18 protein-coding genes are annotated in these 19,439 nt (G+C 72.8%); 10 read left to right on the top strand and 8 right to left on the bottom strand.

Annotated elements, in window-relative coordinates; genetic code table 11:
* Positions 1–145 precede the first annotated feature (145 nt).
* The 3 genes from OG338_RS27105 to idi all read left to right on the top strand — a co-directional run bounded on the left by OG338_RS27105 (position 146) and on the right by idi (position 2,412).
* Positions 146–1,084, top strand: a complete 939-nt coding sequence (locus tag OG338_RS27105) for a cation diffusion facilitator family transporter (protein ID WP_405939846.1) — start codon at positions 146–148, stop codon at positions 1,082–1,084.
* Positions 1,085–1,176: 92 nt separating this feature from the next.
* Entirely contained in the window at positions 1,177–1,692 is a 516-nt protein-coding gene (locus OG338_RS27100) for a GNAT family N-acetyltransferase (protein ID WP_405939845.1), read from the top strand.
* A gap of 126 nt (positions 1,693–1,818) precedes the next feature.
* Complete coding sequence (idi, locus tag OG338_RS27095) at positions 1,819–2,412, top strand: isopentenyl-diphosphate Delta-isomerase (RefSeq protein ID WP_405939844.1); 594 nt, start codon at positions 1,819–1,821, stop codon at positions 2,410–2,412.
* A 19-nt stretch (positions 2,413–2,431) separates the two neighbouring features.
* Here idi and OG338_RS27090 read toward each other — a convergent pair whose 3' ends face one another.
* Together OG338_RS27090 and OG338_RS27085 are read right to left on the bottom strand one after the other, a co-directional pair.
* Entirely contained in the window at positions 2,432–2,887 is a 456-nt protein-coding gene (locus OG338_RS27090; RefSeq protein ID WP_405939843.1) for an ATP-binding protein, read from the bottom strand.
* Positions 2,888–3,038: 151 nt separating this feature from the next.
* Entirely contained in the window at positions 3,039–3,623 is a 585-nt protein-coding gene (locus OG338_RS27085; protein ID WP_405939842.1) for an HdeD family acid-resistance protein, read from the bottom strand.
* A gap of 78 nt (positions 3,624–3,701) precedes the next feature.
* On the opposite strand from OG338_RS27085, the gene OG338_RS27080 reads away from it, so the two are divergent.
* Complete coding sequence (locus OG338_RS27080; RefSeq protein ID WP_405939841.1) at positions 3,702–4,457, top strand: enoyl-CoA hydratase/isomerase family protein; 756 nt, start codon at positions 3,702–3,704, stop codon at positions 4,455–4,457.
* On the opposite strand, the gene OG338_RS27075 is transcribed toward OG338_RS27080, so the two are convergent.
* Complete coding sequence (locus OG338_RS27075; RefSeq protein WP_405939840.1) at positions 4,451–5,086, bottom strand: DJ-1/PfpI family protein; 636 nt, start codon at positions 5,084–5,086, stop codon at positions 4,451–4,453. The two genes, OG338_RS27080 and OG338_RS27075, sit on opposite strands and share 7 nt — an antisense overlap.
* A gap of 23 nt (positions 5,087–5,109) precedes the next feature.
* Entirely contained in the window at positions 5,110–6,075 is a 966-nt protein-coding gene (locus OG338_RS27070; protein ID WP_405939839.1) for a GlxA family transcriptional regulator, read from the bottom strand.
* Positions 6,076–6,209: 134 nt separating this feature from the next.
* Between OG338_RS27070 and OG338_RS27065 the strand changes: the two genes are divergently transcribed.
* Complete coding sequence (locus OG338_RS27065) at positions 6,210–7,067, top strand: SCO6745 family protein (RefSeq protein ID WP_405939838.1); 858 nt, start codon at positions 6,210–6,212, stop codon at positions 7,065–7,067.
* Positions 7,068–7,217: 150 nt separating this feature from the next.
* Positions 7,218–9,578: a Tex family protein gene (locus tag OG338_RS27060; protein WP_405939837.1), complete on the top strand. Its 2,361-nt coding sequence runs from the start codon at positions 7,218–7,220 to the stop codon at positions 9,576–9,578.
* A 96-nt stretch (positions 9,579–9,674) separates the two neighbouring features.
* On the opposite strand, the gene OG338_RS27055 is transcribed toward OG338_RS27060, so the two are convergent.
* Positions 9,675–11,312, bottom strand: a complete 1,638-nt coding sequence (locus OG338_RS27055; RefSeq protein WP_405939836.1) for an ABC-F family ATP-binding cassette domain-containing protein — start codon at positions 11,310–11,312, stop codon at positions 9,675–9,677.
* Positions 11,313–11,384: 72 nt separating this feature from the next.
* Between OG338_RS27055 and OG338_RS27050 the strand changes: the two genes are divergently transcribed.
* Positions 11,385–12,308: an FAD-dependent oxidoreductase gene (locus OG338_RS27050; RefSeq protein WP_405940540.1), complete on the top strand. Its 924-nt coding sequence runs from the start codon at positions 11,385–11,387 to the stop codon at positions 12,306–12,308.
* Between the two features lie 100 nt (positions 12,309–12,408).
* Here OG338_RS27050 and OG338_RS27045 read toward each other — a convergent pair whose 3' ends face one another.
* Both OG338_RS27045 and OG338_RS27040 read right to left on the bottom strand, forming a co-directional pair.
* A complete protein-coding gene (locus OG338_RS27045; protein ID WP_405939835.1) occupies positions 12,409–14,154 on the bottom strand; it encodes a BCCT family transporter in 1,746 nt (581 codons plus the stop codon).
* Positions 14,155–14,228: 74 nt separating this feature from the next.
* Entirely contained in the window at positions 14,229–15,554 is a 1,326-nt protein-coding gene (locus OG338_RS27040; RefSeq protein ID WP_405939834.1) for a M14 family metallocarboxypeptidase, read from the bottom strand.
* A 178-nt stretch (positions 15,555–15,732) separates the two neighbouring features.
* Here OG338_RS27040 and OG338_RS27035 point away from each other — a divergent pair, with 178 nt between their 5' ends.
* Together OG338_RS27035 and OG338_RS27030 are read left to right on the top strand one after the other, a co-directional pair.
* Positions 15,733–16,773 carry a LacI family DNA-binding transcriptional regulator gene (locus OG338_RS27035; RefSeq protein WP_405939833.1) on the top strand — a complete coding sequence of 347 codons (1,041 nt, stop codon included), beginning with the start codon at positions 15,733–15,735 and terminating at the stop codon, positions 16,771–16,773.
* A 149-nt stretch (positions 16,774–16,922) separates the two neighbouring features.
* A complete protein-coding gene (locus OG338_RS27030; RefSeq protein WP_405939832.1) occupies positions 16,923–17,837 on the top strand; it encodes an oxygenase MpaB family protein in 915 nt (304 codons plus the stop codon).
* A gap of 8 nt (positions 17,838–17,845) precedes the next feature.
* Here OG338_RS27030 and OG338_RS27025 read toward each other — a convergent pair whose 3' ends face one another.
* Positions 17,846–18,454, bottom strand: a complete 609-nt coding sequence (locus OG338_RS27025; protein WP_405939831.1) for a TetR/AcrR family transcriptional regulator — start codon at positions 18,452–18,454, stop codon at positions 17,846–17,848.
* 201 nt (positions 18,455–18,655) lie between these two features.
* Between OG338_RS27025 and OG338_RS27020 the strand changes: the two genes are divergently transcribed.
* Positions 18,656–19,387 carry a MerR family transcriptional regulator gene (locus OG338_RS27020; RefSeq protein WP_405939830.1) on the top strand — a complete coding sequence of 244 codons (732 nt, stop codon included), beginning with the start codon at positions 18,656–18,658 and terminating at the stop codon, positions 19,385–19,387.
* Positions 19,388–19,439: the final 52 nt, after the last annotated feature.

Below are 19,439 nucleotides of genomic sequence, written 5' to 3'. Positions count from 1 at the left end.
GGGCTCTGACCTGCATACGTTTCCGCAGGTCAATGGCGTTGACAACGGTGTTCAGTGCCGTGTTGCCCGATACCCCCCACCCGTAGTTGACTGGCAGGGCCCGGGCCGGAAGCCCGGGTCCGCGAGACGACCGGGAGGCGTCCCCATGGGGGCAGGGCACGATCACGGACACACGCACGGGCCGGCGCTCACCGGCACGGCGGCCGCCGCGCACAAGGGGCGGCTGCGCATCGCGCTCTGCATCACCCTGGCCGTCACGGTCATGGAGGTCGTCGGCGGTGTGCTGTCCGGCTCGCTCGCGCTGATCGCCGACGCGGCCCATATGGCCACCGACTCGCTGGGGCTGGGGCTGGCGCTGCTGGCGATCCATTTCGCCAACCGGCCGGCCGGGCCGAACCGCACCTTCGGCTATGCCCGGGCGGAGATCCTGGCGGCCCTGGCCAACTGCTGCCTGCTGCTCGGGGTGGGCGGCTATCTGCTCTTCGAGGCCGTGGAGCGCTTCATCGACCCGGCGGAGACCCGGGGCGGGCTGACGATCGCCTTCGCCCTGGTGGGTCTCGTCGCGAACGCGGTGTCGCTGTCGCTGCTGACGCGCGGGCAGCAGGACAGCCTCAATGTGCGGGGCGCCTATCTGGAGGTGCTGGCGGACACGCTGGGCTCGGTGACCGTGCTGGTCTCGGCGGGCATCGTGATGGCGACCGGCTGGCAGGCGGCGGACCCGATCGCCTCGCTGATCATCGGGCTGATGATCGTCCCGCGCACGGTGCGGCTGCTGCGCGAGACGCTGAACGTGCTCCTGGAGGCGGCGCCCCCCGGCGTCGACATGGCGGAGGTCCGCGACCACATCACGGCGCTGCCCGGGGTGCTGGACGTCCACGATCTGCACGCCTGGACGATCACCTCGGGGATGCCGGTGCTCTCCGCCCATGTGGTGGTGCAGCAGGACCTGCTCGACTCGATCGGCCACGAGAAACTGCTGCACGAGCTCCAGGGCTGCCTGGGCGACCACTTCGACGTGGAGCACTGCACCTTCCAGCTGGAGCCGAGCGGGCACGCGGAGCACGAGGCGAGGCTCTGCCACTGAGCCCCGGACGTGTGCGGCCCGAGGTGTAGGGTCTCTGGGACGTGTACGAACCGGCCCGTCGGCCGGTGCCCGCCCACCCGAGGGTCCCCACGTTGAACGACATCACCTGGCCCGCCCGCCCCGAGACGCGGGACGACATCCCCGCCGTGCGCGCCGTGAACACCGCCGCGTTCCCGACGGAGGCGGAGGCCGAGCTCGTGGACACGCTCCGCAGGGATTCGTCGGCCTGGCTGCCCGGCCTCTCGTACGTCGCCGAGGCACCCGACGGCTCGGTCGCCGCGTTCGCCCTGCTGAGCCGCTGCTGGGTCGACGGTGTGCCCGCCCTGGCGCTGGCGCCGGTCGCCACCGCGCCGGAGCACCAGGGCCGGGGCGCCGGCTCGGCCGTGGTGCGGGCGGTGCTGGAGGGGGCGCGGCGGTACGGGGAGCGGCTGGTCCTGGTCCTCGGGCACCCCACGTACTACCCGAGGTTCGGTTTCGTACCGGCCTCGCGGTACGGAATCCGGGCGCCGTTCGAGGTGCCGGACGAGTCGATGATGGCGCTGGTGCTCGATGATTCCGCGCCGGTCCCGAGGGGCACGATTGAGTATCCGCCCGCCTTCGGGGTCTGAGACACCGGCCGGGACCGGGCGGACATGCCAGGACCCTAAGTACGGACAAGCCGCTTTTGTACGGCAGACTTGAGCAGACTCGACGGGACCGGCTGCACGGGGCCGGGACCACAGCGAAGGATGGGTATGCCGACCACACCAGCCACCGCGGCGAACACCTCGTCGAACGGCACAGCGGAAGCGATCATGCTCGAACTGGTCGATGAGAACGGCACCACCATCGGCACGGCGGAGAAGCTCGCCGCCCATCAGGCGCCCGGCCAACTGCACCGCGCGTTCTCCGTGTTCCTCTTCGACGAGCAGGGCCGGCTGCTGCTCCAGCAGCGCGCCCTGGGCAAGTACCACTCCCCCGGTGTCTGGTCCAACACCTGCTGCGGCCACCCCTACCCGGGTGAGGCCCCGTTCGCCGCCGCCGCCCGGCGTACGTACGAGGAGCTGGGGGTCTCGCCCTCGCTGCTGGCCGAGGCGGGCACCGTCCGCTACAACCACCCGGACCCGGCTTCGGGCCTGGTGGAGCAGGAGTTCAACCACCTCTTCGTGGGCCTGGCGCAGGAGCGGCTGCGGCCCGATCCGGAGGAGGTCGGCGGGACGGCCTTCGTGACGGCGGCGGAGCTGGCCGAGCGGCATGCCCGTGAGCCGTTCTCCGCGTGGTTCATGACCGTGCTGGACGCGGCCCGGCCGGCGATCCGCGAGCTGACCGGGGACGGCGCCGGCTGGTAGGCCGGGTGCGGCGGAGGGGTCAGAGGGCGGTGCTCAGCGGCAGGGCCGCCCAGATGACCTTGCCGCCGCCCGCGGTGTGCTCGACGTCGCAGGTGCCGCCGGCTTCCCGGGTGATCTCCCGGACCAGCAGCAGGCCCCGGCCGCCGGTCTGCGCGTAGTCGGTCTCCAGGGCCGTCGGGCGGTAGGGGTGGTTGTCCTCGACGGACACCCTGACCCAGTCCTCGCCCACGGCCACCTCCACGGCGAGCTCGGGCGAGAGCAGCGCGGCGTGCTTGACGGCGTTGGTGACCAGCTCGGAGACGATGAGCAGCAGGCCCTGGGCGATGTCGTCCTCGATCGGCACGTTCTGGCGCTTCAGCAGATCGCGTACGGCGTGCCTGGCCTGGGGTACGGAGAGGTCCGTGGCCGGGGCGGTGAAGCGCCAGGCCCCTTCGTACGGCACGGGCCGGGCGGGGGTGCTCCCGCGGCTCTCCATAGTCCGGTACCCGCTCTCCACTCGTGGTGACTTCACATCTCGTAGTGACTTCACATCGAGTACAGGGTGGCGGGCGAGGTTGCTTCGGTCCGTACTATTGAACAGAAGTCGACTCCTATTGACCGAACTCGACGCCATTTACGCGAGAGTGTCAGTTTTCGGACTGCTTCTGTCCGTCCTCGGCGACCATCGAGACGATGCGCCGGCCGCCGATCCCGACGGCGACGAGTCCGAGCCCGTCGAAGAGCAGGGCCAGCGAGAAGAAGCAGCCGAGTACGTAGAGGCTGCTGTGCGGCCAGTCGAAGAGTACGAGCAGGCCGAGGAGCAGGCCGAAGGCGCCCTGGAGCAGCGTCCAGCCGAACTGCGGGCCGCGCACCACGACGCTGCCGACGAGCCGGAAGACCCCGCCGGTCAGGAAGAGCAGCGCGGCGAACATGGTCAGCGCCTCGGCGGTGCCGTGCGGGTGGCGGATGACGACGACGCCGGCGGCGATGTTCAGCGCGGCGACCACCACGCCCAGCCAGAAGTAGTTGGTGCCGCGCGACTGGACGGCGTGCACCAGGCCGACGAGGCCGCCGACCAGGAGCAGCCAGCCGAACAGGATCATCGAGGTGAGCGTCGCGACGCCGGTGTAGACGAGGCCGACCAGGCCGGCGACGACGAGCAGGATGCCGAGCAGGGCCAGACCGCCGAAGCTGCGGTGGAGCTTCCTGCCTTCGCGTTCGGGACCGTCCACGTGGGGCTCCTCGGGTGCGTGCCTGTTTCACGGCCCCTTCCGATCGTAGGTTCGGACCCCACGGATAGCATCCGCGCCATGGACCGTACGGAACCCCGGCTGGAGCACACCGTCACGGACGGCGTCGCCACCGTCGTCATCAGCAACCCCGCCAAGCGCAACGCGATGACGGCGGCCATGTGGGAGGCGCTGCCGGTCCTGCTCGACAAGCTGGCGGCCGATCCGTCCGTGGGCGCCCTGATCCTGACGGGCGCGGGCGACACCTTCTGCGCGGGCGCCGACATCTCCTCGCTGCGGGACCCCGGGAGCGATCCGCAGAGCCTGGCCGTGGCGGCCGAGGAGGCGCTGGCCGCGTTCCCGCTGCCGACCCTCGCGGCGGTGCGCGGGTACTGCGTGGGCGGCGGGAGCCAGCTCGCCGCCGCCTGCGATCTGCGCTTCGCGGCCGAGGGCGCCCTGTTCGGGGTCACCCCGGCCAAGCTGGGCATCGTCTATCCGGCATCGTCCACCCGCCGCCTCGTCGCCCTCACAGGGCCGGCGACGGCCAAGCACCTGCTGTTCTCCGGTGAGCTGATCGACACGGGGCGGGCGCTGCGGACGGGCCTGGTGGACGAGGTGCTGCCGGCCGACGGGCTGGACGGGCGGGTCGCGGCGTACGTGAGCACCCTGGTGTCCCGGTCCCGGCTGACCCAGGCCGCCGCCAAGGAGTTCGCGGCCGGGCGCACGGACCGGGACGCGTACTGGGCCGGTCAGGCACGCGGCAGCGGCGACACCGCGGAGGGGGTCGCCGCTTTCCTGGAACGCCGCGCGCCCCGCTTCGGCTGGGGCGCCTACTGAAGGATGAAGCGGCTCCGGCCCCGCCACTCCTCGACCAGGTCGGCCGGCGCCTTGTCCGGCGATCCGGCGTCGTAGGGCGGCTGGGGGTCGTATTCGGTGAGGAGCTGTACGGCCTGGGCGGTCCGGTCGCCGGCGATCCGGCCGAGCAGGGTGAGGCCCATGTCGATGCCGGACGAGACGCCGGCGGCGGTGACGTACTTGCCGTCGAAGACGACGCGTTCGCCGGTGGGCTCGGCGCCGTGGTCCTTCAGGGTGTCGAGGGCGAGCCAGTGCGAGGCGGCGCGCCGCCCCTCAAGGAGCCCGGCCGCCGCCAGCAGCAGCGATCCGCTGCACACGGAGGTCGTCCAGGTGCTGGCCTCGTCGGCGCGTCGCAGCCAGCCGAGCAGGTTCTCGTTCGCCATCTGGTGGTGCTGTCCGGGGCCGCCGGGGACGATCACCAGATCGGGGGCCGGGACCTGGTCGAACGTGCGGTGGGCGACCAGTTCGAGGGTGCCGCTGTCGTTGCGTACCGCGCCCGTGCGCTCGGCGACGAAGACCGTCTCGGCGCCGGGGGCGCGGGACAGGATCTCGTACGGGCCGACGGCGTCCAGCGCGGTGAAGCGGTCGAAGAGGGCGATGGCGATCTGCATGGGTTTCCTGTCTCTCGGGTGGGTCAGGAGTGGCCGGCGGTACGGGAGCCGAAGCGGCGGCGGTATTCGGCCGGGCCCGCGCCGAGCGCCTTGACGAAGGCCCGGCGCATCGCCTCCGGGGTGCCGTAGCCGCAGTCGCGGGCGATTTGGGCGACCCCGTCGGTGGTGTCCTCCAGGAGCCGGCGGGCGTGTTCCAGGCGGACCCGGTCGGTGTACCGGCCGGGTGTGGTGCCCGTCTCCGCCTGGAAGGCGCGGGCGAAGTGGCGGGGCGAGAGGCGGGCCCGGGCCGCCAGGGCCTCGACGGAGAGGTCGGCGCCGGGGTGCTCGGTGATCCAGTGCTGCACCTCGCGCAGCGGTTCACGGCGCGCCGTCTGGGCGCTGAGCTGGGCGCTGAACTGGGACTGGCCGCCCGGCCTGCGCAGGAAGACGACGAGGTGCCGGGCGACGGTGAGGGCGACGTCCCGTCCGTGGTCCTCCTCGACCAGGGCCAGCGCGAGGTCGATGCCCGCGGTGACCCCGGCGGAGGTGGCGATCCTGCCGTCGCGTACGAAGATCGGCTCGGGGTCGACCTCGACGGCGGGGTGTTCGCGGGCCAGCTTCTCGCACACGTTCCAGTGCGTCGTCGCCCGGTGCCCGTCCAGCTGTCCGGCCGCCGCGAGCAGCAGCGCCCCGCTGCACACGGAGACCAGCCGCTCCGGCAGCGGCCCGTGCGCGCGGAGCCACTCGACGAGCGCGGGGTCGGGGTCGCGGGTGCCCCAGCCGCCGGGAACGAGGAGGGTGTGGGGTGCCGGCGCGTCGGCAAGGCTGCCGTCGGGGACCAGGGTGAGGCCGCAGGAGGAGCGGACCGGGGCGCCGTCCAGCGAGGCGGTGCGCAGCTCGTACGCGACGTCCGGGAAGCCTGACGCCCCGGCGAAGACCTCCATGGGGCCGGTGACGTCGAGGCTCTGGATGCCGTCGAAGAGGACGACGAGCACGGATCGCTGCTTCATGTCCGCCATCCTGGGCGGCCGCCGGGATGGCCGCAATGACGGGTTCCCCACCTTTCCTGCCATCACCGGCTGCGGCGCAGGTCACGTGCGCCCAGGGGTTCCTGGCCGTACCGACCAGTCGGTAACGTTCGGGTATGAGTACTCTCCCGCCCCGGGCCGGCCGGCGTTGCCACAATGCCCTGAACCCGCTGCACTCCTCGCTCTACTTCTCCCCCGACCTCGGCAAGGAGCTCGGCGGGATCGGCATCGACGACCCCTCCGCGGTCTACTTCGCCACCCGCGCCGCCGCGATGGGCGCGGTCGGGGCGGAGACGGTGGCCGCGACCTTCTACAACTTCAACCCGGCGATGATCGCCCGGCACGTCCCCGCGATCTGGGGCATCGCCTCGCCCGCCAAGGTCCTGGACGCGCGGCTGCGCGCCGCCGACGCGACGCTGCGCCGGCTGCTCGGCGAGGAGATCATCGCCTCGCCCGAGATGGCCGAGGCGGCGCGGCTGGCCCTGCGCGCCACGGAGGGCTGCACCCGGCACGCCCGCCCGCTGTACGCGGCGCACGCCGGTCTGCCGGTGCCCGGCGCACCGCACCTGGCGTACTGGCACGCGGCGACGCTGCTGCGCGAGCACCGGGGCGACGCCCATCTCGCCGCGCTCCTCACCGCGGAGCTCGACCCGCTCGAAGCGGTGGTCAGCCACACCGCCACGGGCAAGGGCATGGCGATCCGCTGGCTGCTGGCCAGCCGGGGCTGGCGGCGCACCGACTGGGAGGAGGCGTCGGAGCGGCTGCGCGGGCGCGGGCTGCTCACGGCGGACGGCGAGCTGACCGAGGCGGGCGCCGCGCTGCGCACGGAGGTGGAGGAGGCCACGGACCGGATGGACCGGGGCCCGTACGAGCACCTGGGCGGGCCGGGTGTGGCCCGGCTGACCGAGCTGGGGCGCGGCTTCCTCGCCACGGCCGCGGCGGCGGGCGCCTTCCCGGCGAGCGCGACGGGCTGACCGTAAAAACCGCGGCCGCTCACTGGGGTGGCCGGGCGACACGGCGCCCGGCCACCCGGCACAATGCAGGGCGTGTGGCTCCGGGTCCGTCCCAGCGGCGGCCGGGGCCCGACCAGCACAGCCAGCAGGAGAAGGCGAGTCGGTAGAACCGTGACGACGTCCATCGAAGGCAGGATCGCCGAGGAGCTCGGCGTACGCGAGCGACAGGTGAAGGCGGCCGTCGAGCTGCTCGACGGCGGGTCCACCGTGCCGTTCATCGCGCGCTACCGCAAGGAAGCGACCGAGATGCTCGACGACGCGCAGCTGCGCACGCTTGAGGAACGGCTGCGGTATCTGCGGGAGCTGGAGGAGCGCCGGACGGCGGTCCTCGAATCCGTACGGGAGCAGGGCAAGCTGGACGAGGCGCTGGAGGCGCGCATCCGGGCCGCCGACACGAAGGCGCGGCTTGAGGACATCTATCTCCCGTTCAAGCCGAAGCGACGGACGAAGGCGCAGATCGCCCGGGAGGCCGGTCTCGAACCGCTCGCCTCCGGTCTGCTGGCCGACCCCTCGGTCGAGCCGCTCGCCGCCGCGGCGGCGTTCGTGGACGCGGACAAGGGCGTCGCGGACCCGGCGGCGGCCCTGGAGGGCGCCCGCGCCATCCTCGCGGAGCGCTTCTCGGAGGACGCCGACCTCATCGGCGAGCTGCGCGAGCGGATGTGGACGCGCGGGCGGCTGGTGGCCCGGGTGCGGGACGGCAAGGAGGAGGCGGGCGCCAAGTTCGCGGACTACTTCGACTTCGCCGAGCCGTTCACCGCGCTGCCCTCGCACCGGGTGCTCGCGATGCTCCGGGGCGAGAAGGAGGACGTGCTCGACCTGGTCCTGGAGCCGGAGGAGCCGTCCGAGGCGCCCGGCCCGTCCTCGTACGAGACCATGGTCGCCCGGCGCTTCGGCGTGGGCGACCGGGGGCGCCCCGGCGACAAGTGGCTGGCCGACACCGTGCGGTGGGCCTGGCGGACCCGCATCCTGGTGCACCTCGGCATCGACCTGCGGCTGCGGCTGCGTACGGCCGCGGAGGACGAGGCGGTACGCGTCTTCGCGTCGAACCTGCGCGATCTGCTGCTCGCCGCGCCGGCCGGAACGCGGGCCACGCTGGGGCTCGACCCCGGTTTCCGTACCGGGGTGAAGGTCGCCGTCGTGGACGCGACGGGCAAGGTCGTCGCGACCGACGTCATCCACCCGCATGTCCCGGCCAACAAGTGGGACCAGTCGCTGGCGACCCTGGAGCGGCTGGCCCGGGAGCACCGGGTCGATCTGATCGCCATCGGCAACGGCACGGCGTCCCGGGAGACGGACAAGCTCGCGGGTGAGCTGTGCGCGAAGCACCCGGAGCTGAAGCTGACCAAGGTGATGGTGTCGGAGGCGGGCGCCTCCGTGTACTCCGCCTCGGCGTTCGCCTCGCAGGAACTGCCCGACATGGACGTGTCGTTGCGCGGTGCCGTCTCGATCGCGCGCCGGCTCCAGGACCCGCTGGCCGAGCTGGTGAAGATCGACCCGAAGTCGATCGGTGTCGGGCAGTACCAGCACGACCTGTCCGAGGTGAAGCTCTCACGGTCGCTGGACGCGGTCGTGGAGGACTGCGTGAACGGGGTGGGCGTCGACGTCAACACCGCGTCCGCGCCGCTGCTCTCCCGGGTCTCCGGCATCGGCTCGGGGCTCGCCGAGAACATCGTGGCGCACCGCGACGCGAACGGGCCCTTCCGGTCCCGCCGGAGCCTGAAGGACGTGGCCCGGCTGGGTCCGAAGGCGTACGAGCAGTGCGCGGGCTTCCTCCGCATCCGCGGCGACGACCCGCTCGACGCGTCGAGCGTGCACCCGGAGGCGTATCCGGTGGTGCGCGCGATGGTGAAGAAGACCGGCGGGGACGTGGCCGCGCTGATCGGCAACACGGGTGTCCTGCGGTCGTTGCGGGCCGACGACTTCGTGTCCGAGAAGTTCGGGCTGCCGACGGTGAGCGACATCCTGAAGGAGCTGGAGAAGCCGGGGCGCGACCCGCGACCCGCGTTCAAGACCGCCACCTTCAAGGAGGGCGTCGAGAAGATCGGCGACCTGGAGGCCGGGATGGTGCTGGAGGGCGTCGTGACGAACGTCGCCGCGTTCGGGGCGTTCGTGGACGTCGGGGTGCATCAGGACGGGCTGGTGCATGTGTCGGCGATGTCGCGGACGTTCGTGAAGGACCCCCGGGATGTGGTGAAGCCGGGGGATGTGGTGCGGGTGAAGGTGATGGAGGTCGATATTCCGCGGAAGCGGATTTCGTTGTCGTTGCGGTTGGACGATGAGCAGACGGCCGGTGGCCGTGGGGCTTCGTCCGGGGGTGAGCGGGGCGGGCGGCCGCCCCGGCCCCGGCAGGGGGGCGGTGGCCGCCAGTCCCGTGGCGGTGGGGGCGGCGGCCGGTCCGCGCCTGCGGCGGCTCCGGCCAGTGGGGCGATGGCCGATGCGTTGCGGCGGGCGGGGTTGTTGAAGGGCGAGTAGGGGACGGGGGCGGGTGGGGGCGGCCCTTGTCCCCTGCCGCCCCTTCCCGAAACCGGGGCGCTGCCCCGGGCCCCGCTCCTCGAACGCCGGAGGGAATCAGACCTCCGTCACACGGCCCTCCGCCACCTCGATCCGGCGCGTCGTGCGGACCGCTTCCAGCATCCGGCGGTCGTGCGTGACCAGGAGCAGGGTGCCGGTGTACGAGTCGAGCGCGGACTCCAGCTGCTCGATGGCGGGCAGGTCCAGGTGGTTCGTGGGCTCGTCCAGCACCAGGAGGTTGACGCCCCGGCCCTGGAGCAGGGCGAGTGCCGCCCGGGTGCGCTCGCCCGGTGAGAGGGTCGTCGCCGGGCGCATCACATGGTCGGCGCGCAGTCCGAACTTGGCGAGCAGCGTGCGTACGTCGGCGGGCTCCGTCTCCGGGACCGCCGCGCAGAACGCCTCCAGGAGCGTCTCCGAGCCGTGGAAGAGCCGGCGCGCCTGGTCCACCTCGCCGACGACCACGCCGGAGCCCAGGTGCGCGTGCCCCGAGTCCAGCGGGAGGCGGCCGAGCAGCGCGGCGAGCAGGGTCGACTTGCCGGCCCCGTTGGCACCCGTGATGGCGGCCCGGTCCGCCCAGTCGATCTGGAGCGAGACGGGGCCGAAGACGAAGTCGCCGCGTGCGACGCGGGCCTCGCGGAGGGTGGCGACGACCGAGCCGGAGCGGGGCGCGGAGGCGATCTCCATGCGCAGCTCCCACTCCTTGCGCGGCTCCTCGACCACGTCGAGGCGTTCGATCATGCGCTGCGTCTGCCGGGCCTTCGCGGCCTGCTTCTCGCTGGACTCGCTGCGGAACTTGCGGCCGATCTTGTCGGAGTCGGTGGCCTTGCGGCGGGCGTTCTTGACGCCCTTGTCCATCCAGGAGCGCTGCATCAGGGCGCGGCTCTCCAGCGCGGAGCGCTTGCCGGCGTACTCCTCGAACTCCTCGCGGGCGTGCCGCCGGGCGCGCTCGCGCTCCTCCAGGTAGGCCGCGTAGCCACCGCCGTACAGGTTGATCTGCTGCTGGGCCAGGTCGAGTTCGAGGACCTTGGTGACCGTGCGCATCAGGAACTCGCGGTCGTGGCTGATGACGACGGTGCCGGAGCGGAGCCCGGAGACGTACTTCTCCAGGCGTTCCAGGCCGTCCAGGTCCAGGTCGTTGGTGGGCTCGTCCAGCAGGAAGACGTCGTAGCGCGACAGCAGGAGCGAGGCGAGTCCGGCGCGGGCCGCCTGGCCGCCGGAGAGCGCGGTCATCGGCAGGTCGAGGCCGACGGTGAGGCCGAGTTCGGCGGCGGTCTCCTCGGCGCGCTCGTCCAGGTCCGCGCCGCCGAGGGACAGCCAGCGCTCCAGGGACTCGGAGTAGGCGTCGTCCGCGCCGGGGGCGCCCGCGACCAGGGCCTGGGTGGCGGTGTCCATGGCGGTCTGGGCCTCGGCGACGCCGGTCCGGCGGGCCAGGAACTCCCGTACGGTCTCGCCGGGGCGCCGCTCGGGCTCCTGGGGCAGATGGCCGACGTTGGCGGTGGGCGGGGAGAGCCGCAGCTCACCCTCCTCCGGCCGGTCGAGGCCGGCGAGCAGCCGGAGCAGGGACGATTTTCCGGCGCCGTTGACTCCGACGAGACCGATCACGTCACCGGGGGCGACCACGAGGTCGAGCCCGGCGAACAGCGTGCGGTCGCCGTGTCCGGCGGCGAGATCCTTGGCGACGAGAGTGGCAGTCATCAGGGTGCAGATCCTAATGTGCCGGGGGCGGCCGGGCGGGCGCCCAGGTATGCGGACCGGGAGGCGGCAGTGGTGGCGGACGTGATCGTGGTGGGCGGCGGGGTCAGCGGGCTGACCACGGCGAAGGTGCTGGCCGAGCGGGGCCGCCGGGTGCGGGTCTGGTCGCGCGAGCCGGCCGGCGACACGACGTCGGCCGTGGCGGGCGCCCTGTGGTGGCCCTACCGGATCGAGCCGCTGGACCGCGTCGGCGACTGGTCGCTGGCCGCGCTGCGGTGGTACGAGGAGCTGGCCGTACGCCCGGAGGAGACCGGCGTACGCCTGGTGGCAGGGCTGCACCGGGGCGAGCGCCTGGCGAACCTCGGGGCGTGGGCCGGGGAGCTGGAGGACGCCGTGGAGACCGCCGGGGGGCTGCGGTGCCGGCTGCCGCTGATCGACATGCCGGCGCACCTGGCGTGGCTGGAGGACCGGGTGCGGGCGGCCGGGGGCACGGTCGAGCGCCGCACGGTCACCTCGTTCGCCGAGGCCGCCGCGGAGGCGGGGACGGTGGTCAACTGCGCCGGCCTCGGCGCCCGCGAGCTGGTCCCGGACGCCGGGGTGCGCCCGGTGCGCGGGCAGTTGGTGCTGGTGGAGAACCCGGGCATCCACGAGTGGTTCACCGAGGCCGACCCCGCGTCGAGCGCGACCACCTACTTCTTCCCCCAGCCCGGCCGCCTGGTGCTCGGCGGCACGGCGGTGGCCGACGACTGGACCGCGTCGCCCGATCCCCGTACGGCCGAGGAGATCGTGGCACGGTGCGCCCGGATACGCCCGGAGATCGCCGACGCGAAGATCATCGGCCACCGCGTGGGCCTCCGCCCGGCCCGCGACGCGGGCGTCCGCATCGAGGCGGAGCCCCTGTCCGGCGGCGCCCGGCTGGTGCACAACTACGGCCACGGCGGCGCGGGCGTCACGGTGGCCCTGGGCTGCGCCCGGGAGGCGGCACGGCTGGTGGCCTGAGGGGCCGTCGGCAACCGCACCTGAAAGCGGCGGCGCCGGGCCGGGAGGGGCCCGCCGGGCCCGCCCGCCCCCGCGAGGCCCGCCCGCCCCCGCGGGCCCCTCACGCCTGGCTGGAGCCCCCCGGCCCGGCGCCGTCGTGGCGTTCCGTCGTGATCTGGCTGCCGCCCGGGCCGATGCGGATCTCGAAGTCGCCGTCGTACCTGGCGTGGCCCTCGATGACCGCCGACTCGACGGCCTCCACGCCGAATTCGCGGCGCACGATCAGGGGGTCGTGGCGCAGGTCGCGCATCAGGGCCACGCACATGCAGATCATGACGATGGTGAAGGGGGCCGCGACCAGGATGGTGAGGTTCTGGAGGCCCGCGAGGGCGTCGCCCTTTCCGTTGCCGATGAGCAGCATGACGGCGGCGACCGCGCCGGTGACGACGCCCCAGAAGATGACGACCCACTTGGCGGGTTCCAGGATGCCCTTCTGGGAGAGGGTGCCCATCACGATGGACGCGGCGTCGGCGCCGGAGACGAAGAAGATGCCGACGAGGACCATCACCAGGATGCTCATCAGCGTGGCGACGGGGAACTGCTGGAGTACTCCGAAGAGCTGCGCCTCCTGCGTCTCGGCGCCGCTCAGCTCGCCGCCCTCCTGGAGCTTGATCGCGGTGCCGCCGAAGACGGCGAACCAGAGCAGGCTGACGGTGCTGGGCACCAGGATGACGCCGCCGATGAACTGGCGGATGGTGCGGCCCTTGCTGATGCGGGCGATGAACATGCCGACGAAGGGCGTCCAGGAGATCCACCAGGCCCAGTAGAAGACGGTCCAGCTGCCGAGCCAGTCCGCGACCTTGCCCTCACCGGTGGCCTCGGTGCGGCCCGCGAGCTGCGCGAGGTCACCGAAGTAGGAGGCGATCGAGGTGGGGATGAGGTCGAGCACGATGATCGTGGGGCCCGCGATGAAGACGAACACGGCCAGGATCAGGGCGAGCACCATGTTGATGTTGGACAGCCACTGGATGCCCTTCTCCACACCGGAGACCGCCGAGGCGATGAACGCGACGGTCAGCACGGCGATGATCAGGACGAGCAGGCCGGTGCCGGTCTTCTCCTTCCAGTCCAGCTCGTGGAAGCCGCTGCCGATCTGAAGGGCGCCGAGGCCCAGCGAGGCGGCCGAGCCGAAGAGGGTCGCGAAGATGGCCAGGATGTCGATGAACCGGCCGAGGCCGCCGTGGGCGTGCCGGGGGCCGATCAGCGGCTCGAAGACGGCGCTGATCGTCTGCCGCCTGCGCCGCCGGAACGTGCTGTACGCGATGCCGAGGCCGACCACCGCGTAGATCGCCCACGGGTGCAGCGTCCAGTGGAACAGGGTGGTGGCCATCGCCGTCTGCATCGCCTCGGCCGCGTCGGCGGGGTGGGTGCCGGGCGGCGGGTCGGTGAAGTGGGCGAGCGGCTCGCTGACCCCGTAGAACATCAGGCCGATGCCCATACCGGCGCTGAACATCATCGCGACCCAGGAGACGGTGCGGAATTCCGGCTCCTCGCCCTCCTGGCCGAGCGTGATGTTTCCGTACCGGCTGATCGCGAGCCACAGGGCGAAGACCACGAAGCCGGACGCGGCCAGCATGAAGGCCCAACCGCCGTTGTGGATGAGGCCGTTGAGGGCCTTGTCGGAGACGTCCTCCAGCGAGTCGGTGGCGGTGGCCCCCCAGATGACGAAGGCCAGGGTGAGGCCGGCCGTGACACCGAACACCACCCGGTCGGTGACGGGGCGCCGGCCGTGGCCCGGTTCGCCGGGGAGGTCGGCCGTCACCGGCACATCCCCTCTGCCGCCCGTTCTCTGATCGTCCTGCGACACGAATGGCACCTTTCACGGAAACTGATAAATCGCTCTCCGTAGGCAGTACCACACCTAAAGCTCATCTTTCGGGATCAACAAGCGGTATCGGGTTGACCGTTTGTGAGGTGATATGCGGCCCTTACGTCCAGCAGGAGCGGGATCAGCTTCCTGGCCGGCTGCCGCAGGGGTACGTAGACCCCGTCGCCGTCGGGCCGCGAGGTGACGGCGTGCAGCGCGAGTTCGTCCCGGACGCGGGCGAACTGCTCCCGCGTGAGGCGGTAGCCGCAGGGCGGGTCGGTGAGAGTGTCGCCCGGCGCCGGGGCCTCGTCGTCCGTGCCCCCGAGGAACACCGGCCCCCGGTCGTCGGCCCCCGCCGCGCGGGAGGCGGCGGTGGCGGCGGCGATGCCCGCCCGCCGCTCGTCCGCGTACCGGAAGAGCGCCTTGAGGACCACGAGTTGGGAGGTCACGCGGCGGCGGGCGTTGAGCGCGGGTTCGGCGCGCTCCTCGGCGGAGAGCGCGTCCGTACGGGATTCGACCAGGAGTCCGACCGCGTGGCCGAGGCCGGCGAGGTTGCGCAGGATGCGCTCCTGGCCGTCGCCGGCGGTCCGCTTGACCGGGTGGCCGGTGGCCGGGTCGGTCCACTCGCCGTACAGACCGGTGGTGAATCCGGCCTTCTCGGCGGCGGGCCGCACCCGGTCCAGGGCCAGGGCCCGCGCCTCGTCGTGCAGCCGCGTGTCGGTGTTGGGGTTGCGGGGCCACAGGACCAGCAGGTCCTTGTCGTAGTACGGGGAGGTGGCACCGTACTCGTGCAAGTCCTCGATCACATCGGGCTCGTGATCGCGCAGTACGCCGGCGACGGCACGCGCCTCCGGACTGCGCAGGGCGAGGTGGTCGCGGTTGATGTCCACGCCGTCGCCGTTGGTCCGGGTCCCCGCGGCCAGGCCGTCGGGGTTGGCGGTGGGCACGACCAGGATCCCGGTCCGGGCGAGCAGCGCGCGGGTCCGGGCGTCGGTGGCGTACGCGAGGTCCCGGACCGTGCTCAGGCACGCCTCGCGCACGGCGGGTTCGTCGCCGTGCTGGCCGCAGACCAGGAGCACGGTGAGCGCGTCGGGGTCGGTGCTGCCGATCCGGACGAGGCGCAGGGGGCGGCCCTCGGACGTGGTGCCGATCCGGTGCACGGAGACCTGGTCACCGTGCCGGGCGAGGGCCGCGAGCAGCGACGCCTCCTCGGACTGCCGGGTCCAGCGCGCCCCGCCGGAGACCTCGAAGCCGGTACGGGGCGCGGTGGTGCGGGCGGCGTCCGAGGGGACGCCGAGCAGGGGGACGGTCAGCGCGGCGGAGACGACCGCCAGCGCGAGCTCGCGGACACGGCCGCGCCGGGGCAGCCGCCGTCCCCCGGCCGTCGGCGCGATCGGCATGGCCGGAAGGTACTGCGGCGGCGCGGCACACGGTAGCCCCGTGCACCGATGTTTTCCGGAAACGGGCAGACGGTCCGGGCCGCTTGGGACCCGGCCCGGGGCATGATCGAGGGGACAGGGCCTAGGCTGGCGGGGCCGGCCGACCGGCCGGAGCCGATGTGCCACAGAGGAGCGTCCCTTGCCCGGTCCGTCCCCCGATGCCCCGCTCCACGCACGCCCCACGCTGGAAGCGGTGGCGGCCCGTGCCGGGGTCTCCCGGGCGACGGCCTCCCGGGTGGTGAACGGGGGCGCGGGCGTCCGACAGCCGCTCGTGGACCAGGTGCGCAAGGCGGTCGAGGAGCTGGGCTATGTCCCGAACCACGCGGCGCGCACCCTGGTGACCCGGCGCAACGGGGCGGTGGCGGTGATCATCGACGAGCCCGAGGTGCGGATCTTCTCCGACCCGTTCTTCTCTCAGCACATCCGGGGCATCAGCCGTGAACTGAACGCGCATGACGCCCAGTTGGTGCTGCTCCTGGTGGAGGGCCGGGGCGACTTCGAGCGGGTCAGCCGCTATCTGGGCGGCGGCCATGTCGACGGGGTGCTGGCCTTCTCGCTGCACACCGACGACGAACTCCCGGCCGCCATACGGCGTTTCCGTGTCCCGGCGGTCTACGGCGGCAGGCCCGGGCGGCCGGGCGCGCCGACCGACGCGGTGCCGTTCGTGGACTGCGACAACCGGGGCGGCGCCCGGGAGGCCGTACGGCATCTGGCCGGGCTCGGCCGCCGGAACATCGCGCACATCGCGGGCCCGCGCGACCAGACCTCGGCGCTGGACCGGATCGACGGCTACGCGGACATCCTGCCGGACGCCGACCCGGCGCTGCTCGCGGACGGCGACTTCACCGTGGACGGCGGTGCCCGGGCGATGGCCGAGCTGCTGGAGCGGCGGCCGGACGTGGACGCGGTGTTCGCGGCGAACGACCTGATGGCGTCGGGCGCGCTGCGGGTGCTGCGGGAGCGGGGGCGGCGGGTGCCGCAGGACGTGGCCCTGGTCGGCTTCGACGACATGGAGTCGGTGGCCGAGGCGACGGACCCGCCGCTGACGACGATACGTCAGGACGTGGTGGGCATGGGCCGGTTGATGGTCCGGCTGCTGATGGAGCGGCTGGAGGACGGCGGCGCGGTCCCGGAGTCGGTGATCACGCCGACGCGGCTGGTCCGCCGCGCCTCGGCCTGAGCCCGCCCGCGCGTCCCCGCGGTGGTGTTGACGGCACCGATGAAACAAGTCAATAGTATTTGTAACTTTGACTCTCCGGGACCGACGTGCCGTCACATCGCTTCGAGAACGGGCACGTTGAGGCCGGGCCACGGACAGGAGGGCTCACCATGGGCCGGTACAGCCGCCTGCGTGAGATCCGCCGGATGGATCCGGCGCGGGACTACGCCGAGATCCTTCGGCTGATCTCCCTGTACGAGTTCCCGTGGGACTACCGGCAGGGCGTGAGCGTGGCGTTCCTGCGTGATTACGGTGTCCCCCGGATCTCCGTACTCCTCGACCGCACCCAGGAGTTCGAGCGCAACGGGCAGAAGCGGTACGACGACACGGTGCTGATCGGGTACGAGATGGCCGCCGACGGCTTCGACTCGGAGCGGGGGCGGGCGGCGGCGCGGCATCTGAACCGCATCCACGGCAAGTACCACATCGAGAACGACGACTTCCGGTACGTCCTGGCGACGACGGTCGTGGGGCCGAAGCGCTGGATCGACCGGTACGGCTGGCGCCCGCTGTGCGCGCAGGAGGTGCGGGCGCTGGCGGAGGCGGGGCGGCGGACCGGGGCGATGATGGGCATCGAGGACGTGCCCGACACGTACGAGGGGTTCGAGCGGCTGCTGGACGCGTACGAGGAGCGGATGTTCGCGTACGACCCGGCGAACCGGCGGGTGGCCAGTGCCACGTTCCGGGTGATGGCGGGCTGGTACCCGCGTCCGCTGCGGCCGTTCGTGGCCCGGTTCGCGCTGGCGGTGCTCGACGAGCCGCTGCTGAGGGCGCTGGGCTTCCGGCCGCAGCCCCGGTGGGTGCGGACCTCGGCGTCGGCGGCGCTGCGGCTGCGGGCGCGGTGTGTACGCGGGATGCCGGCCAGGCCGCGCCGCTTCCCGGCCCGGCCGCAGCCGCGTTCGTACCCCTTCGGCTGGCGGCTGGACGACCTCGGACCGCACTGGGCGCGCAGCCGGCCGCTGGAACCGCTGCCGGACGAGACCGCCGACGCGAATGCCGCCCGGCCGGGACCCGGGCACGGCTGAGGCGCCCGTCAGGTGGCGAGCAGCGGGACCAGGCAACGGCGGGCGAAGTCGCGGACCTGGGCGTCGTCGTCCAGCTCGAAGCAGCTGACCGGGTTGAGGAGGAAGGAGACGGTGATCCGGACCATGAGCTCGGCGACGGGCGTCGGGTCCGTCTCCGGTCCGCCCTCCAGCCGCCGGACCTCGCGCAGCCTGCCCGCCAGATAACCCCGGATCGCGAGGAAGGCGGGGCCGCTCTCCACGGTCAGGAAGGGCAGCATGGTCTCCGGCTCCAGGCGCAGCAGCCCGCCGATGAGCGGGTGTTCGCGGATATGCCGGAGCACGGCGGCGAAGCCCTCGACCAGCCGGTCCTCGGGGGTGGGGAGCGCGGCGACGGCCTCGTCCACCTCCTCCACGAACCTGCGGTATTCGCGCAGCAGGCACGCGGACACCAGGCTGTCCTTGTTGCCGATCCGCCGGTACACGGTCACCCGCGACACCCCGGCGCGCTTGGCCACGTCGTCCACGGTCGAGCGGCGCAGCCCGAAGGTCATGAACTGCTCACGCGCTGCGTCGAGGATCTGCTCCCCCAGCGCGTCGGAGGCCGCCGGGGCCACCCCGCCGGTGCCGTGTGCCGTCATTTGGCCCTCCCCGTTCCGCCGGTCCGCTCCACGACAGGAGCCGGAACAGAGTGACACGTGGTGTACGCCCGTACCAGGCCGGGGCGGTGCGGCCACCTGGACGGCGCACCGCTCTCCGTCGCGGCGCGGCCCGCCCGCACTTTCACATCGGTGGTGAGACAGCAATACTGTTGCACCGGGCACCGGACACGAGGAGCGGACATGGCGACCGAGGTGGAGGGGCCGAAGCTCACCGTTGACGAGCTGGCGGCCCGGGCCGGGGTGACCGTGCGGACGGTGCGGTTCTACAGCACGCGGGGGCTGCTGCCGCCGCCGGTGATCGGGCCGCGCCGGGTCGGGCACTACGGGCATGACCATCTGTCGCGGCTGGCGCTCATCGAGGAGCTTCAGCACCAGGGCATGACGCTCGCCGCGATCGAACGGTACCTGGAGCAGCTGCCGGCCGATCTGAGCGCCCACGATCTGGCCATCCACCGGGCCCTGGTCGCCTCCTGGGCGCCGGACTCGGCGGAGGACGCCTCGCGGGCGGAGCTGGAGCGGCGGGCCGGGCGGTCGCTGAGCGGTCAGGATCTCGACCGGCTGGCCGCGATGGGGGTGCTGGAGCGGTCCGCGCCCGAGGACGGGGTGTTCCGGCTGGACCCGGGGCTGCTGCGGCTCGGCGTGGAGCTGCTGGACGTGCCGATCGCGCACGAGACGATCCTCGCCGCCCGTACGGTGCTGCTGGAGCACACCCGGTCGGCCGCGCAGGAGCTGACCCGGCTCTTCCGGGACGAGGTGTGGAATCCGTACCGGGAGCGGGAGGCGGACCCCGAGCACGTCAAGGCGATGAAGTCGCTGTCCGCGCACATGCAGCCGATGGTGCTCCAGGCACTGGTGACCGCGTTCCAGCGGTCGCTGAAGGAGGAGCTGCGGGCGGCGTTCACCGCCGAGTGAACGCACGGAGTGCCGTACCGCCCGGGAACGGCGGTACGGCACTCGGCGTGCC

It is taken from the genome of Streptomyces sp. NBC_00726, from assembly GCF_045161735.1.
In the GTDB taxonomy this organism is placed as follows: domain Bacteria; phylum Actinomycetota; class Actinomycetes; order Streptomycetales; family Streptomycetaceae; genus Streptomyces.
This window is presented reverse-complemented; position numbering and strand designations above follow the sequence as displayed.

Excerpts from the sequence above, each read along its gene's own strand:
- OG338_RS27105 (WP_405939846.1), top strand. The coding sequence starts at position 146 with ATGGGGGCAGGGCACGATCACGGACACACGCACGGGCCGGCGCTCACC.
- idi (WP_405939844.1), top strand. The coding sequence starts at position 1,819 with ATGCCGACCACACCAGCCACCGCGGCGAACACCTCGTCGAACGGCACA.
- OG338_RS27090 (WP_405939843.1), bottom strand. The coding sequence starts at position 2,887 with ATGGAGAGCCGCGGGAGCACCCCCGCCCGGCCCGTGCCGTACGAAGGG.
- OG338_RS27080 (WP_405939841.1), top strand. The coding sequence starts at position 3,702 with ATGGACCGTACGGAACCCCGGCTGGAGCACACCGTCACGGACGGCGTC.
- OG338_RS27075 (WP_405939840.1), bottom strand. The coding sequence starts at position 5,086 with ATGCAGATCGCCATCGCCCTCTTCGACCGCTTCACCGCGCTGGACGCC.
- OG338_RS27070 (WP_405939839.1), bottom strand. The coding sequence starts at position 6,075 with ATGAAGCAGCGATCCGTGCTCGTCGTCCTCTTCGACGGCATCCAGAGC.
- OG338_RS27065 (WP_405939838.1), top strand. The coding sequence starts at position 6,210 with ATGAGTACTCTCCCGCCCCGGGCCGGCCGGCGTTGCCACAATGCCCTG.
- OG338_RS27055 (WP_405939836.1), bottom strand. The coding sequence starts at position 11,312 with ATGACTGCCACTCTCGTCGCCAAGGATCTCGCCGCCGGACACGGCGAC.
- OG338_RS27040 (WP_405939834.1), bottom strand. The coding sequence starts at position 15,554 with ATGCCGATCGCGCCGACGGCCGGGGGACGGCGGCTGCCCCGGCGCGGC.
- OG338_RS27030 (WP_405939832.1), top strand. The coding sequence starts at position 16,923 with ATGGGCCGGTACAGCCGCCTGCGTGAGATCCGCCGGATGGATCCGGCG.
- OG338_RS27025 (WP_405939831.1), bottom strand. The coding sequence starts at position 18,454 with ATGACGGCACACGGCACCGGCGGGGTGGCCCCGGCGGCCTCCGACGCG.
- OG338_RS27020 (WP_405939830.1), top strand. The coding sequence starts at position 18,656 with ATGGCGACCGAGGTGGAGGGGCCGAAGCTCACCGTTGACGAGCTGGCG.